This window comes from Bradyrhizobium sp. USDA 4369 (assembly GCF_054056435.1).
In genome coordinates, this window is sequence record NZ_JBSRYH010000001.1 from 3,465,768 (window position 1) to 3,480,824 (window position 15,057).

General features: G+C 61.3%; 13 protein-coding genes and 1 pseudogene. 11 read left to right on the forward strand and 3 right to left on the reverse strand.

Going from position 1 to position 15,057, the window contains the following annotated elements; genetic code table 11:
- Positions 1 to 27 precede the first annotated feature (27 nt).
- The 3 genes from ACVIJ6_RS15695 to ACVIJ6_RS15705 all read right to left on the reverse strand — a co-directional run bounded on the left by ACVIJ6_RS15695 (position 28) and on the right by ACVIJ6_RS15705 (position 3,506).
- Entirely contained in the window at positions 28 to 1,584 is a 1,557-nt protein-coding gene (locus ACVIJ6_RS15695; RefSeq protein ID WP_456773431.1) for an argonaute/piwi family protein, read from the reverse strand.
- The gene (locus tag ACVIJ6_RS15700) at positions 1,581 to 2,003 is read right to left on the reverse strand and encodes a hypothetical protein (RefSeq protein ID WP_456773432.1); all 423 of its coding nucleotides are present in this window, start codon (positions 2,001 to 2,003) and stop codon (positions 1,581 to 1,583) included. Before ACVIJ6_RS15700 ends, ACVIJ6_RS15695 begins: the two co-directional genes overlap by 4 nt.
- Before the next feature lie 111 nt (positions 2,004 to 2,114).
- Complete coding sequence (locus ACVIJ6_RS15705) at positions 2,115 to 3,506, reverse strand: TIR domain-containing protein (protein WP_456773433.1); 1,392 nt, start codon at positions 3,504 to 3,506, stop codon at positions 2,115 to 2,117.
- Between the two features lie 128 nt (positions 3,507 to 3,634).
- Between ACVIJ6_RS15705 and ACVIJ6_RS15710 the strand changes: the two genes are divergently transcribed.
- The 11 genes and pseudogenes from ACVIJ6_RS15710 to ACVIJ6_RS15760 all read left to right on the forward strand — a co-directional run bounded on the left by ACVIJ6_RS15710 (position 3,635) and on the right by ACVIJ6_RS15760 (position 15,055).
- Positions 3,635 to 3,877 carry a hypothetical protein gene (locus ACVIJ6_RS15710; protein WP_456773434.1) on the forward strand — a complete coding sequence of 81 codons (243 nt, stop codon included), beginning with the start codon at positions 3,635 to 3,637 and terminating at the stop codon, positions 3,875 to 3,877.
- Between the two features lie 323 nt (positions 3,878 to 4,200).
- On the forward strand, positions 4,201 to 5,193 hold the full coding sequence (locus ACVIJ6_RS15715; protein ID WP_456773435.1) for an AAA family ATPase: 993 nt from the start codon (positions 4,201 to 4,203) through the stop codon (positions 5,191 to 5,193).
- Between the two features lie 6 nt (positions 5,194 to 5,199).
- Positions 5,200 to 5,856 (forward strand): hypothetical protein, encoded by a 657-nt coding sequence (locus ACVIJ6_RS15720; RefSeq protein ID WP_456773436.1) that lies wholly within the window; start codon positions 5,200 to 5,202, stop codon positions 5,854 to 5,856.
- On the forward strand, positions 5,853 to 6,203 hold the full coding sequence (locus tag ACVIJ6_RS15725) for a S8 family serine peptidase (RefSeq protein ID WP_456773437.1): 351 nt from the start codon (positions 5,853 to 5,855) through the stop codon (positions 6,201 to 6,203). Before ACVIJ6_RS15720 ends, ACVIJ6_RS15725 begins: the two co-directional genes overlap by 4 nt.
- Positions 6,200 to 7,537: a S8 family serine peptidase gene (locus ACVIJ6_RS15730; protein ID WP_456773438.1), complete on the forward strand. Its 1,338-nt coding sequence runs from the start codon at positions 6,200 to 6,202 to the stop codon at positions 7,535 to 7,537. Before ACVIJ6_RS15725 ends, ACVIJ6_RS15730 begins: the two co-directional genes overlap by 4 nt.
- A 135-nt stretch (positions 7,538 to 7,672) precedes the next feature.
- The gene (locus ACVIJ6_RS15735) at positions 7,673 to 8,653 is read left to right on the forward strand and encodes a hypothetical protein (RefSeq protein WP_456773439.1); all 981 of its coding nucleotides are present in this window, start codon (positions 7,673 to 7,675) and stop codon (positions 8,651 to 8,653) included.
- 206 nt (positions 8,654 to 8,859) lie between these two features.
- On the forward strand, positions 8,860 to 10,059 hold the full coding sequence (locus tag ACVIJ6_RS15740) for a metallo-hydrolase/oxidoreductase (protein ID WP_456773440.1): 1,200 nt from the start codon (positions 8,860 to 8,862) through the stop codon (positions 10,057 to 10,059).
- Between the two features lie 527 nt (positions 10,060 to 10,586).
- Positions 10,587 to 11,779: pseudogene (locus ACVIJ6_RS15745) on the forward strand (DUF932 domain-containing protein).
- A gap of 168 nt (positions 11,780 to 11,947) precedes the next feature.
- Positions 11,948 to 14,086 carry a DNA-binding protein gene (locus ACVIJ6_RS15750; RefSeq protein ID WP_456773441.1) on the forward strand — a complete coding sequence of 713 codons (2,139 nt, stop codon included), beginning with the start codon at positions 11,948 to 11,950 and terminating at the stop codon, positions 14,084 to 14,086.
- A 106-nt stretch (positions 14,087 to 14,192) separates the two neighbouring features.
- A complete protein-coding gene (locus ACVIJ6_RS15755; RefSeq protein ID WP_456773442.1) occupies positions 14,193 to 14,669 on the forward strand; it encodes a DUF6878 family protein in 477 nt (158 codons plus the stop codon).
- Between the two features lie 11 nt (positions 14,670 to 14,680).
- Positions 14,681 to 15,055, forward strand: a complete 375-nt coding sequence (locus ACVIJ6_RS15760) for a DUF6915 family protein (protein ID WP_456773443.1) — start codon at positions 14,681 to 14,683, stop codon at positions 15,053 to 15,055.
- Positions 15,056 to 15,057 lie beyond the last annotated feature (2 nt).

A 15,057-nucleotide genomic window follows, 5' to 3' on the forward strand; every position in this document is an offset into this window, starting at 1 on the left:
GCCTGTCGCAAGGATGCTGACGCATGCTCATACATAAAACTTGAACGGTTGGCGTTCCTCTCCCTTCGCTGATCCCATGGTGAGGACGTCCCCAACCATCCGCGCAAACCGGACAGTGACAGGCAGGCCATCATTGAAATTGCAGGAATTGTAGTTGATCTTCGTGAGACCCATGATGTCTCCCAGAACGGTGCGAATGTCGGGCTTTGCGTTCTTGCTGCGCATCACGGTGATGTGCAACGGATTCGGCGTCTCCGGCCCGATATAAGTGTCGAGCTGCGGCACATAGCCCGTCGTCCAAAGATAGGCCGTTTGATCATCGAGCAGGAGCGCGGTCCCGCGCAGCACAGGATAGTCGCCATCACGAAAAAGCTTCGTCTCGCCGCCGGTTGAGCGGATCCGCACGCCGATGACGTTGGTCTCCTGAGGCGCCGCCGAGACAAAGGCGTTCCACTCCTCGTCGTTGAAATAGGTTTGCCCGTGAATGAACAGCTCCTTGGGCGGACCGCCGTGCGTCTCGGCGTAGGTCTTCAGCACCAGAGCGAGCAAATTCTTCGCCGCGGGCGCCTTGAGATGAAACTCGAAGTCTCCCGTCTTCCACGGTCCATTGGCGCCGCGGAATACGACACCGTCTCCCTCATTGAGAAACATCTGCGCTGCGCAGCAGGCATGCCCCTCGGGGTCGTTCGGCAGGCTTTTGTAGACCATGCCGATGTAGCATACCCCCGGTCGAACGTCGGCCAGCCGCCACGGCGGCTTTGGCTGCGTCTTGTAGTAGAGCCCGGTCGCGAGATTCCAGGCGACCGTTGCAGCGTCCTGCGTCTTGCGCAGCGGGTAACCGGCCTTGTTGAGGAAAGCGTCGGGCGCGATTGTCGTCTCACGAACCAATTGCGTCGGTGCGATCTTTAGGAACTCAGCCTTGATCCTGCGATGAAAATCTGGGACATCCTCGAAAATCGCCTCCTCGGTCTGATCGACGGCGCCCATGGCGACGAGCAGCGGGATGCTCTCCTTCGCTTTCTGCCTCTTGGTGAACTCCCCCTTTTCCATCGGCAGGCCCGTTCGCTTAGACTGAGGTCTGCATCGCTCGTAGACGATTTCCGGCAGGACCAGGATCCAGACCTCGACCGATCGCTCGTCGTTGCGCAAGTGCTGCTTGACGCGATCGATGTAGAGGCGCGCGACCTTGTCGACTGCCTCGTTGAGATTGACGATGCGCGTTGCGCGATCGATGTCCTTCCACGGAATCGACAGGGCGCTGCATTCGTCCGGCTCGAACGAAATGCCGAACGCCTCGTCCAGGCCAGGGAAGTTCGCCAGATGCAGCCGGTCCGCCTTCTCGCCTTTTCCGGGCGGCGGGACCTGGACAGCCGACTTGAGCTTGCGGCCCCATGCTCGAAAATGCGCGATCCCGTCGGTGGTGCCGACCACGCCGACCCGGATTTCCCGGCTTTTCTTCGCCTTCGCGTGCGGTCCATACAGGAACAGTCCGTCCTTGGGGTGCGGACTGCGCTGCGAAAATGCAAACTCCAGCGGTGGTTCGCCTAAGTGTTCGACTTGAAGAGATTTCTCCGGAAACCTCATTCCTCGACCTCGTCATTGTCCGGCCGACCAAGCGTACTGCTATCGGTCTCTTCCTCGTCGGCATCGAGAACATCGGGAAGCGCAGTGCTCACCGGCGAGGAAAACAGCATCGGCGCCGCTTCGATCGCGAGCGCTGCGTTCGCCGATAGCGACAGCCGAATATAAGCCGACTCGCCCGACAAGAGCTCCAGGAATGCGAGCATGCGCCCGTGCCACTGCTTGTTGCGCCAACCCTTGCAAATGCTTCGGCGCAGGCGGTGCAGCTTCCTTGCATCATCGATGCCGAGTCCCTCGGCCGTATTGTTGTCAACCGAGAACAATACTCTCGACTTCAGTTTCAGATGCCAGAACGGCCAGAAGTAAGGCATCGCGGTGACGCCGAACTGCCAGATATGTCCCTTCGCGACATTGCGCAGCATCGACGACCGCCGGTCGCCTTGCTTGCCCCAGGGGATGCGATGTCCGGTCGGTGCCTGCGCGGCCGAAGCGTGGAAGCCGACAGCATTGGAATATTGATGCTCGACGAAGCCCTACTCTCTGCAGAACGACAGCCACGCTTTCTTGATCATCGCAACGACCAAATTGGACGCGACCTGCCGCTCGATCCCCAGCGCAGAAAAACCGTTGTCGACAAATTCCAGCAACGGGATGTCGTGCTTTAGCTTGAAGCGGCCGGCGGACGCGAACGCGGTGTCGACTTCAGATTGCTCCGCGAAGCTAATGATGCCTGAGCCCTGTTTCGCGCACGGATAGGGGAAAGCCTTGAGCGCACGGTCGAGCAATCTTTCCTCGATCGCACCGGTGCTTTCGAAATATCGGATGACGTCGGGCGCTTCGGCGGCGCGCAGCCAGTTCGAGGTCAATCGTTCGGCACCCTCGACGAGTGGGATCGCGCCGCGCCGCCGGAATACCTCCCAATTCGGATCGATCACTACCTGGCCAGCGGGGCGCGGCACTTTCTGGCGCTGCAGCGCATCTAGCAGGAGGACGACGCCTTCTCCCCAGCCTCGAACAAAATCGACGGTTACCGCATCCCCGACGCCCTTGACCTTCTTTCCCGGTTCGAGCCGGAGCGGAATAATGAACCGGGAATCGCCCAGCTCCTTGGACAACTCCAGCGCGATGTCGAGATCATCCTGAACATGCAGGTCCGCGAGCGTGGCATCGCGGCAGATGAGCAGAACTTTCACCGCCCGGTATTGCAGCGCCTGATTGATCTGCCGGCGCCATCGGTCGCCGGGCTGAAGCGTCAGGATGTCGGCGAACACGCGGTACCCTTCGGCCTCAAGCTTGGGCGCGAGCCAAAGCGAAAATTCGTCGTCGATCGGCGATGCCTTGATCAGAAATATGGTGTCTCGCGCGGCCTCCTTGATAGTCGCTGCGTTCCCGGCAACCTCCGCAGGCGGAAGGAGATTTGCAAGAACTATGGGAATTGCCCCTGGCTTTGACAGAGCCTTTCCGACTGCTTCCGTGACAACTGCCTCCAGAACCGAGGTGCTCTGCGCCCAAAGCTTTTGATGGGCTTTCTCGATGTCTGGATATTTGCGAAGCAGGGCGTTGAGGTCGCCGGGTCCGAAAATGTCGCCCGGCGTTTGCAGCGACGGGCCGATGATCTGCGCTAACGCGTTCTTGTTTTTCGGCGTGAGCGGCGCCGATGTCACGAGGATATAGCGCGTCGCCGCCAACCGATCGATCGACTGCCGCTCCTTTACCATCTTCGACTTCAGCGCCGCGAAACCGGACCCGCGGTAATGCTTCGCCTGCATCACGATCGATCCGTCGGCACGCGCATGGCGGCCGTCCATTCCGTCGTCCCGACCCTCGGGAAAGGCCTCGAAGCGCAGCTCTATCTCTCGCCCGACGAGGTCGCGGGCCAGATCTTCAAATTCGCTATGGGACAGACTTGAAAAGTCATAATTCATGCGTCCAGAATGAGTGCTCGTTTCCTAGGCAGTCAAGCAAGGGATCGCGATATGCCTTGGTCCCCTAAGTCTTACCAACAACAAGATAAACCGGCGTTTGCGGACGCGCCCCCTCGGTAGAAGCCATCTTGCGGAAACTGGCCTCGGTCGCGAAACGCCGAGCCGGCGAATCCTCACCGGTTCCCGACGTCGTGTGCGAGGGCGAATTGCCGAGGACAATGCGCTTGCCGAAAAATGCCGAGCAGGTCGGGCTTCATCCGCTCCTTCGTTCTGAGGCTTTCAGACCTTTGCTTGATGCGGGCTTGATCCAGGAAGAGATCGCGGTCCGGCACTTCGTGAAACTGGCCGTCGTGAACAACGTCTGCGGCTAGCATCCGTACCGCCGAGAGGAGACGAGCCGGCTCATCCATACCACCTCAACCCAGCACCCGATGAAGGGGGAGCACGCGAATTCCGATCCCGGTGGCCCGAGCTGAGCATCGCTTATTCTTGTTTTGTTCGCAATTGGTGCGGTATATAGCTCTCTGTACTTGCCGCGTCCAAGCCAGCCGGATCGGTCGGAGCCAGCCCCGCCCAAGCTGCTGCCCAGTGCCTGCATCTGGCTGTGGTTGACGTGGCTTTAACGGCTGAAAGGCATGGTGGGGCCGGACAATCCAAACTATGGTTGTCGGCAAAGTAGACAAGTGGACCGCTAATGGCTCGCGGCGAGTTGATGAAAAAGCTGTTGGCGAGTTACGGCCGGGACGACGAGTTCCGGGCGGTTGCCGAACAGATCATTCTTGAGGAGGAGCAGAAGAACAACCGCGTTCTGGCCCGGTCGCTCCGCCAAACCCTCGACCATGCCTCGAACCGCGCGCCGCCCCCGCGGGCGCTGGCACCACTCATTCCGTTCCCGGACGCCGCCAACGATTTCGTCGAGCGCGTCGAGCCGGAGCATACCAAGGGCGACATTGTTCTCAGCAAGGCCAATATCCGGATTTTTTCCGGACTGATCCAGGAATTCCGCCGCGCCGATGATATCCGTCGCAGCGGACTGCCGGTGCGCTCGAAGCTGCTGTTCTGTGGACCTCCGGGCTGCGGAAAGACTCTTTGCACCGAGATCTTCGCGAGCGAGCTCGGGCTTCCGCTGTTCGTTGTCAAGATCGACCGCCTGATCTCGTCTTATCTTGGCGAAACCGCGACCAACGTTCGCAAGATTTTCGAGTTCGCGCGCAAGCAGCCCTGCGTCCTCTTTCTCGACGAGTTCGATGCCCTGGCACGCTCGCGTGACGATACCAGTGAGCACAACGAGTTGCGGCGCGTGGTGAACAGCCTTTTGATCTTTATCGACCGGATCAAGCCGAAGGGCTTTCTTGTCGCGGCGACCAATCTCGACCAATCCCTTGACCCGGCGATCTGGCGTCGCTTCGACGAGGTGATCTGGTTCGAAAAGCCGGACCGGGAGATGATCGAGCATTTCCTGGCGTTGAAATTCAAGAATATCAAAATAGCTTTCGATCCGGTCTCCCAAGTCGGGTCGCTCGAAGGCTATTCTTTCGCCGAGATCGAACGAATTTGCGTGCAGGCGATCAAGGCCGCCGTGATCGAGCGCCGCAAAGAGGTGCACGAATCGGACTTTCGTCATGCCGTCGCTGATGAGGTTCGACGGCGATCTGGTGCCGCACGCCTGCAGCATTTCGAAGACTGATCCGGCGTGCCACGCTACGACCACCTCCAGCTTCTGCGGCTTCCCGAGCGTCTTGAACGCCGGAAGCATGGCGGCGGAGGTGCTGCTCCTCAACGCGACGTTGGGGGACATAGCCGCAAGCTTCGTGCTGAGCTCGACACCGCGATCGCCGAGCAGCAACGCCGTCGCCGGCCGGAGTTTGTCGATCCGTCGCTCATTCTGCGCGTTCGCATGACCGGAATGACGATGGAGGAAGACTGGGAGCGGCTTGGACTGACTCTCCTCGCCAGCGATGAAGACAAAACCCTGATCCTCTTCGCATCGAATGACGATCTGCAGAGTTTTCGTGACCGCCTGCAAGCCTACGCGCAGGGAACCCCGCCTGGACAAGCCGCTCCATCCTATAACGGCTTCATCACCCGCATCGAAGAAATCGGCGCCGTCGAGCCCCGCGACCGCATCGGGCTACGATTGCGCGAGGAAGGGCTGACCGCGCCTGAAGACTTCGATGCGGACCGGATCTTTGTCCTCGATATCGAGCTATGGGACATTGGCCGGCGTGAACTCCGCACCCGAAAGCTTGAGCAAATCGCCGAGTATATTGATGCGCGGGGAGGCCAAGTGCTTGACCGTATGTTGGCCCATCGATTACGATGTTGCGCGCACGCATCTCCGGTAACGTGATACAAACGCTTCTCACGGTCGAAGACGTTGCCGACGTCGATCTGCCGCCTGAACCTGATATCGCCACCGGCGAGGCGTTTGAACTGACGATCGCCGATCTGCCCGAGATGGACGACATCGAGGAAAACACGCCGGTCATCGGCATCATCGACAGTGGCATCAACGACCATCCGTTGCTGGCGGGCGCCATTGTCGGTGCGATCGGCGTGCCGGAGAGGCTCGGCACGGCCGACGATTGGGGCCACGGCACGCGCGTCGCCGGTGTCTCGCTATTCGGCGATCTGCGCGACCAGATTGCCGCTGGCGCATTGGTGCGGGCAGACGCATCGCCTCGGCCAAGGTCGTGAACGAACGTGGTCAGTTCGACGAGCGTCGGCTTGTTCCGTCTCAAATGCGCGAAGCGCTGACTGCCCTCAATCAGCGTTTCGGATGTCGGCTCTTTGTCGTCGCACTCGGTGATCCCAAGCGCCCGTATGATGGGGGTAAGGTCGGTCCGTGGGCGGCGACGCTGGATGAACTTGCCCGTGAGCTCGATTCCATCATCATCGTGTCGGCCGGCAATCGCGCGCCCCGCAGCGGCAATCGACTGGAACAGGCCATCACGGAGTATCCCGATTATCTGCTCGAGCCGGCCAACCGTCTCTGTGAACCAGCCGGTGCCATGAACGTCCTCACGGTCGGTGCCTTGGCGCACGGCGAGGGTATTGGCCCCGATCTTGCCGAGCACGTTCATATCCGGCCCATCACACGCGCATTCGAACCCGCGCCTTTCACGCGGATCGGTCCTGGGATCGGTGGTTCAATCAAGCCAGACCTGGTCGATATCGGCGGCACGATGGTATTTGACCCCGCCGTAGCGCGGCTGCGGCTGGGCGAAGACTTGCCGACGGCCGGCGTTCTCACGCTTCATCATCGGTTTCTTGACCGGCTGTTTACCGCTGGCTCCGGCACGTCCTATGCCGCCCCGCGCGTTGCCCACAAGGCAGCGCAGATTCTTGCGCGCTTTCCCGGCGCGTCTGCAAACCTGGTCCGTGCGTTGCTTGCAGGCGCAGCGCGCATCCCGGATGAGGCCCAGCTCAGGCTTCAAACGCTCGGTGACGATGCCGTGCGTTCAATCTGCGGCCATGGCGCTGTGGATTCAGAGCGGGCCGCATATTCGGATGATCATCGTGTCGTGCTGTACGCCGAGGATGAGTTGGCGCTCGACCACTTTGCGGTCTATCAATTGCCGATACCCGAGCCGTTCCAGAGTGGCGGCCGTCGCAGCATCCGCGTGACGCTTGCTTTCGATCCCCCGGTTCGTCACACCCGCGCCGACTATGCCGGCATCGGCATGAATTTTCGTCTCCTGCGAGGATGTGATCCCGATCTGATCTTCGAGCACTTCCGACGGAGAACCCAGGAGGAGGGACGCCAGCCGGATATCGACAGTCGTTTTGACTGCGACCTGAAGCCGGGCCCGCGCGAGCGCGAACGTGGAACTCTGCAAACCGCGAGCGTAACGTTTACGCGTGGTACCGAAGCCTATGGCGACAATTATTATCTGGTCGTGCGCTGCGACGGCGGCTGGGCAGGAACGTTTGAAACGCAACAACGCTTTGCAGTCGTGGTGGAGCTGACCCACCAGGCGGAAGTGCAATTGTACGAGCGGCTGCGCGCCCGTGTCCGCGTCCAAGGTTAACCAGACGGCGAGTGGCACGACGCTGACGTCGGCCCCGATCCTCTTCTCCGCGCCGCGTATCACTTCCACCAACGCGGTGTCGGGGACGGAACCAACAAGGCGGAGTTATAGCTGGTTGACCCCGGAGGGCATGCGATGAAATGGGGAGACAACGCCCGAGATTTTGATACCGCACTGGCGGTGTGGCCGCACTATCGCCCACTGTTCGATAACTGGCTGATGCAGGAACTGGTGGAGCAGGGCGACAAGGCGCCGGTCTGGCGTGACCGCAGGGTACCGACCGAGAATGGACGCGTGCGCAGCGACGTCTATCCGGATCGCGAGACCGCACTATCGGCCGCCGCCACGCTCAATCAGACACTCCACGACGCGCTCGCAGCGCGCGAGATGTATGCCGGGAGGAAACGTTCGCTCCAGCTTAAAGTCGCAAAGAACCTGCAATCCAAAGAACGCCTTCGCGAAGAAGAGGAGCTTATGCTCGCCGAGGCACGCCGCCGGCACGCCAATGATCCACGACCGGACCCATCCGCAATCGTGCTGCCTGCGGAGTTGGCTCCTTTCCGTCAGGAATTGAGCGAACATCTTTCGGACATGCCCTATCTGAGAGTCGTGATCGTGACGGTCCCGGAGACGGATCGCAGTTGGCACCGTTCCATTCTTTACCTCTCGCACGACAATAAATGGTCCAAGCCTTACATCGCCGGTGAGCGATCCGCGGCAAAGGCCATGCGAGCGCGAATCGCCAACGGCTTCGGCTACAGCGCCGACGACCATTGGGGAAAGACCAAGGCCAAGATTCGTCAGATCTTGTTGCCCCGCGCCAACCAGTTGCTGCAACGAACGGCATCGTCTTCTGGTACGAAGAAGATGGCGGCATCGGTTGGCAGGTCAAACAGACCACGTCCACCAAAGAGTCCGAGGGAAGCACCTTGTGGAAGGAAGGCACCATCCGCTCGACCAACCACGGCCGATTGGTCATTTTGCCCTATATCAAGGAAAGCGGCGAGCAGGTGCGCGGGCACACCAGGAACGGACCGAATGACGGCAGAGCCAAACCACGGCACCCCGATCATTACGTCGATATCCCCTTCGCACAACTCGATGGTGACCTCATGATCGGTCTGTTCGGCGAATTGCCCTACGAATAGGCTGGATCGCCGCGCTCGCGCCACTATATAGAAAACGCGCGCACGCTCGCAGTCGCGAGGAGGCGCGGGGCATGATTCCGATCACGGGAGGCTGCTTTCTTTTTTTTATTCTTCGAAACCCCGCCAGAATTTCCTCGCAGGGGATTGTACGCGCGCGTCTCTCGTGTGGATTCTTTGAGCACGAGCCTGCACCGGCGCGCATCCTTCGAATTTGATTGCATCGACGCTGACTATGTCGACGGCATTGGAGCGCAGCTTTTGGATGGCTTCCACGCCGAGCAGACGAAGCCGTTCGCGCTGCTGCGCGTGGTGACAACGCCGGCCCGATTTGCGGACTTCGCGGGCGCAACACCGGCGCCGGGCGATTGGTTTCATATCGAAATCGAGCCTGGCGTTTCCGGGCCGCCAACTTGGCACTCTCAACTGGAGGCCAATGGCTACTCAACGCATGCGCGCGGCTCGATGACCTACGCGCGGCGACTCGATGGGCCAGATCACACCCCGGGCCCGCGATCGCGAGTCCAGCCTCTTGGCGCCGCTGTTGCTCCGCGGCGGGTATTGCCGAGTTCGCTTGCCAGGGCTTGCGCGGCATTGCCGAAGCCGGCGAGACGCGACGAAATATCAACGATCCTCAAAAGCGTCGCGCTGCCGGCATCTGTGCTGGTGAGGGACGTCGGTCAGGCCAATTTCATCACGCTACGCGACGATGCCGGCCGCGCCATCCTGCATTTCGATGTTGGATTTCCGATCTCTTTCAATCGCCACACTTTTCCGACCGATTTCAACATCGAGCGAAGCGAGAAGCCGCCGATCATTCTCTCGCATTGGGATTGGGATCACCTTCACGGGGCCTTTCACCTACCGCATCTGCTTGAGTGTCCCTGGGTAGTTCCCAATCAGCCGCTGGGACCTGGCGCCGCGAGGCTGGCGCGAATTCTTTTAGGAAAAGGCAATCTGCTGGTGCGGCCGGCCACCGCACGACTCCGCTTTCCGTTTGGCGAGTTGGTGCAGAGCCGGGGGCCTGCCGGCGATCTTAATGACAGCGGGTTGACCGTACTCGTTACGCTCGCCAGTGGGCGATCCGCCTTGCTGACCGGCGATGCGTACTATGACCATCTCATGCACGCCAAGGCAAAGAACGTCGATCACCTTATCGCCACCCATCACGGCGCGCGATTTAGCGCGGGGGTGGCGACCGTACCAACGCCGAACAACGGAGATTGTACGCTTGTGATTTCCTATGGATGCCGCAACGTCTACAGGCACCCTCACGCAGAAGCCCTGCAAAAACATGCAAAGGCCGGCTGGACAAGGTGCGTGACCACGGCGGGTCGCAGGGGAATTGCCAGCCGAGGAAATCGCATCGTCGATTGAAATCCTGAAGCCGAGGCCGTGCTGCGTGGCGAGAAGGAACGGCGCTGATCCACAATCCGAATGCGCGCCATCCCTGCCTCAGGGCTGTTGGGCGTCGGCGCCGAGGAGTATCTGGAGACGGGCGTGTTGTTGCGGTTATCGCAGATCCTTTTCATCTCTGCGGCTCGATGCCGCTGAATTATCCTGGCTATCTTCCGACCTATCGCCCGCAAGATATCGCAGACGGACTATCAGGGAAATTAGCCGGATTCTTCCGATGTGACCGGGGCGCACGCTCGCGCGCTTAAGAACGGGCGTCTCCCTGCGGGACCGGGCTGTCGGCTTCGCTGAAACCCCGGCTTGCGCTGGGTTTTCACCCTTCGGGCTCCATCCCTGACGCGGAGTTTGCGGTTTCACTCGGTCGCTTCGTAACCCGTCGTGCGCGCTGAGGCCGCGCCAAGCGAGAGGAAGAGTGCAGGCACGAGCGGGTCGTGACGGGTTGAGGGCTGGAGGAGAGTCTTCCAGCGCCCGTCATGGAGATTGCTCCCATGAACATGCAGATTCTTGATGCCCGCCGCGACGCCAGCGGCGGTTACAGGGTGGACGTGAGCCGCGGCGAGCGCGTCGGTCGGGTATCCTCCGAGTGGTTTTCCCGTCCGGCAGATGAGCGCTATCTGTCGCTCAACGAGCTGGCGCGCACGGTGCGTGATCGCACGGACCGCAGCCGCACGCGCGTGGTCGAAAGCGCGCTCATTCATGTCGAGGCGAGCCGCGGCGATCCCGAGCGTTTGGTCCTGATGCTGCCCGGCTCGGACAAACCGGTCGCGCCGACTCATTGGAGCTTCGGGCAGCTTGCAAGCCAGGTTGGCGCTCCGGCGGCTTACCTCCGGCAACTCCCAGCACCCCTCGCAGCCATCAACCTGCAATATGGCCTGACCGCCGATCGTGCCGAACAGATCAAAACGCTCGAGACCGACGATGGCCGGATTGAGCTTCGTGCCGTCACCAGCCCGGACTACTACGGATCTTTGACCATGAGTTGGTTGAGGCCGTGCAACGCATCGCCGGCAATGGCACCGGTGATACGCGGTGGAAGGTGCCGGGGGTGCTCGACTGGTCGACCGGGACCTACAATCCCCGTGTCGACATCTCCAAGGACACGACCACCCTCTATGCATCGGACAGGGACGTTTTCCTTTTCCTGGTCGATGACCTGAACCCGGTCGAAGCGGGTCGTCTCCGCGACGGCTCGCCCGACCTCTATTTCCGCGGCTTCTACTGCTGGAATTCGGAGGTTGGGGCGAAAACGCTCGGCATGGCGAGCTTCTATCTCCGCGCAGTCTGTCAGAACCGGAATTTATGGGGCGTGGAAGATTTCGAGGAGATCATCATTCGCCATTCCAAGTACGCCTCGTCCCGCTTTGCTCACGAAGCGGCCCCTGCGCTGCTGAACTTCGCCAACTCGTCTCCCATGCCCTTCGTCAATGGCATCAAGGCTGCGCGCGAGCGGATCGTGGCACATAGTGACGAGGATCGCACCGAGTTTCTGCGTCGCCGCGGCTTCTCCAAGGCCGAGACAGCCAAGGTGATAGAAACCGTGCTGGCGGAGGAGGGCCGCCCGCCTGAAAGCATCTTCGATTTCGTGCAGGGCATCACGGCCGTCGCGCGCGACAAGCCGCATCAGGATGCTCGCCTCGACATGGAGGCGAAGGCGAAGAAGCTCTTGGATCGCGCCGCCTGACCCCTGCCAAGCCAGGACGATCTTTCGTACCCTGGCTTCATTCTTCACGCTTCTCGGTTCGTCTCCTGCGTGGCGCTGCCCTCTTAGAGTAAGAGGGCGGCGCTTCGCTCCTTGAACGGGTTGGAGGCCGAGAGAAGGTCTCGGCCGCCCGTTCTTGGAGAAACTGACATGGCAAAGGCCGTTCAGAAGATCAAGTTGTCGCGATCGCGCGACATTCCCTTCAACAAGCTCGTGCTCTCGCAGTCCAACGTCCGGCGCGTGAAGGCCGGTATCTCGATCGAGGATCTTGCCGAGGACGTCGGTCGCCGTGGACTATTACAGAGTCTCAACGTTCGTCCCATCCTTGATGCCGATGGCAACGAAACCGACATGTGGGAGGTGCCAGCCGGCGGCCGACGCTATCGTGCGCTCGAATTGCTGGTGAAGCAGAAGCGCCTTGCGAAGACGGCGCCGATCCCCTGCGTCATCAAGGAAGCCGGTGGCGAGATTTCCGCGGAAGAGGACTCGCTTGCCGAAAACGTCCATCGCGTCGCGCTTCATCCTCTCGACCAGTTTCGTGCATTCCAGACCCTGCGCGAGCAACGCAAATCCGAGGAGGAGATCGCGGCCATCTTCTTCGTATCCGTCGGTGTTGTGAAGCAGCGCCTGCGACTTGCGGCAGTTTCGCCAAAATTGCTCGATGTGTACGCCGACGACGGCATGTCGCTCGAGCAGTTGATGGCGTTCTCCGTCACGGCCGATCATGCTCGGCAGGAACAGGTCTGGGAGAACGTCAACCGGTCCGGTTATAGCGAGCCGTATCAGATCAGGCGCGTTCTGACCGAGCGTGCGGTGAAGGCCACCGACAAGCGCGCCCGTTTCGTCGGTCTCGCTGCCTATGAGGCGGCCGGCGGCAACGTGCTGCACGATCTCTTCGAGGAGGACGGTGGTGGCTGGCTCGAGGACATCGCGCTGCTCGACCGTCTTGTCGCCGAGAAGCTCCGCACCGAAGCCGAGACGATCGCGGCCGAAGGGTGGAAGTGGATCGAAATCGCCCCGAGCTTCCCCTACGGTTACGATCACGGGCTGCGCCGGCTCGAAAGCGAACCGGCCGATCTCACCGTTGAGGAACAAGCAAGCCTCGATGCGCTCCAGGCCGAGTATACGGCGCTCCAGGAGAAATACGAGGATGCCGACGAAATACCGGATGAGGCGGACACGCGGCTCGGCGAACTCGAGCAGGCCCTCGCGGCCTTCGAGGACTGGCCGCATATTTTCGACGCGGCCGCCATCCCGCACGGCGGCGCCTTCGTCAGCATCGATACCGATGGGACGGTGCAGGTCGCGCGCGGCTATGTCCGCCGCGAGGACGAAGCGGCGTTCGCTGCGGCAGTAGTCGAGCCCGATCCTGAATCCGGCCCCGCAACGCCTGGCTCCGACGATGGTGCTCAACCCACACCGCCGGTCCAGGGCAGCGTGATTACCATGGCCGGGCAGGTACCGCCGGATGAGGAAGAGGATGATGCCATCCGGCCCTTGCCCGACCGGCTCGTCATCGAGCTTACCGCGCACCGGACGCTGGCGCTGCAGGACGCGGTTGCGGCCCAACCGCAGGTCGCGATGACGGCGCTCTTGCACAAGCTCTGCCTCGACGCCTTCCATCGGACTTACGGTCCATGCTGTATCGAGGCCGGCGTGCGTCATGTGCAGCTTTCCATCCAGGCGCCCGAATTGAAGGAAAGCGCGTCCGCCAGATCGATCGCCACTCGGCATGAGGGCTGGAGAGCCGACATGCCGACCGACGAGGCTGCCCTGTGGGATTGGCTGGTTGCGCTCGACGATGCCAGCCGGCTGGCCCTGCTCGCCCATTGTGTTTCCTTCGGCGTGAATGCCCTGTTCGAGAAGGTCGATCGCCATGGCGGGCCCGGCATTACCAGCCATGGGCTGCAGCGCCGTCTCGATCAGGCTGATCGGCTCGCCCGTGCAGTTGGTCTCGACATGGTGGAGGCCGGCTGGCGTCCGACGGTCGACAACTATCTCGGCCGTGTCACCAAGGGCCGTATCCTCGATGCGATCCGCGAGGCGAGGGGCGAATCCTCGGCTCAGCTCATCGACCATCTCAAGAAGTCGGAGATGGCGAAGGAAGCCGAGCGCCTGCTCGAGGGCGCCGGCTGGCTCCCCGAGCCCCTGCGCATCGCCGCCGTGGCTTCGCCTTCAGACAGCTCTGACGCGCCGTCCGAGCCGCTTCCCGAATTTCTCTCCGGCGGTGACGAGGAATCGACCGACGGCGGCGAGAGCGAGCAGGCGCACGCCGTCGCGGCGGAATAGGCCATCGCTGCGGGGCGGCATCCGCCGCCCCGCAGTTCTTGACCACTTCCCCTTCATCTCTCGGCCCGGCCCTCGCGCCGGGCTTCATCGTCTTGGGAGCACCATCATGACCGACGATACTTCAACACCCGGCTCGGGTTTCGATTCTGCCTCCTGGCTCCTGCGGGACCAGGAATTTATCAGAGTATGCAACTCCACTCTCTCCGAGAACAAGACAGCGCTGTTCGACGCGCTCGCCAGTGCGCGCATCGACACCGTGGAGGTCACATTCAACGGCTATGCCGATGAGGGGCAAATCGACGGCGCTGTCGCGGACGGAGAGGGCGGTGACACGGATCTCCAGAGCATCCATGTCGAGATTGCGCGGGTCGAATGCGGCAACCAGATTGTCACGCGGCAAACCCTGTCGGTGAAGGACGCGATCGAGAAGCTTGTCTACGACCTCCTCGAGCAGACCTACTCCGGATGGGAGAATAACCAGGGCGCCTACGGTGACTTTCTGTTCGACGTCGCCGAGCGAACGATCGCGCTCAACTTCAATGAGCAGATCGAAACCTCCGAATACACCCAGCATGTGTTCTGAGGGAGGAAGCAATGGCGCATCCCTATCATCATTCGCTCTCCTCGGTGAAGAAATGGGGCGGGGCAGTCGATGACTATCTGCCAATCCATAACTGGTTCGATGCCAGCAAGCAGATCACGGCGGATTTTCGGCACCGCGCGCTCCGCCATCACGCCGAGGGCATCTTCATGGCCGAGACCATCTTTGGTCCGACCATCACTTTGTCGTCCGGCCGCGTTATACCGACGCGCTGGGTCGGTGAGCAGCACGTCATCGAGGATCTCGGCTTCATCCCGTCCTTCGCCGATTGGGTGAGGTGCATCCGTCCCGAACCCTGGATGAGCCGCACGCGGCGCATCTCGTGCGAGGTTGAGCCGCCGGTTTCTTCGACCGCAGACGGAGCTTGACA

Bases quoted from the DNA above. Each gene is read 5' to 3' on its own strand.
- ACVIJ6_RS15695 (WP_456773431.1), bottom strand. From the start codon at position 1,584: ATGAGGTTTCCGGAGAAATCTCTTCAAGTCGAACACTTAGGCGAACCA.
- ACVIJ6_RS15700 (WP_456773432.1), bottom strand. From the start codon at position 2,003: ATGCTGCGCAATGTCGCGAAGGGACATATCTGGCAGTTCGGCGTCACC.
- ACVIJ6_RS15705 (WP_456773433.1), bottom strand. From the start codon at position 3,506: ATGAATTATGACTTTTCAAGTCTGTCCCATAGCGAATTTGAAGATCTG.
- ACVIJ6_RS15715 (WP_456773435.1), top strand. From the start codon at position 4,201: ATGGCTCGCGGCGAGTTGATGAAAAAGCTGTTGGCGAGTTACGGCCGG.
- ACVIJ6_RS15735 (WP_456773439.1), top strand. From the start codon at position 7,673: ATGAAATGGGGAGACAACGCCCGAGATTTTGATACCGCACTGGCGGTG.
- ACVIJ6_RS15750 (WP_456773441.1), top strand. From the start codon at position 11,948: ATGGCAAAGGCCGTTCAGAAGATCAAGTTGTCGCGATCGCGCGACATT.
- ACVIJ6_RS15755 (WP_456773442.1), top strand. From the start codon at position 14,193: ATGACCGACGATACTTCAACACCCGGCTCGGGTTTCGATTCTGCCTCC.
- ACVIJ6_RS15760 (WP_456773443.1), top strand. From the start codon at position 14,681: ATGGCGCATCCCTATCATCATTCGCTCTCCTCGGTGAAGAAATGGGGC.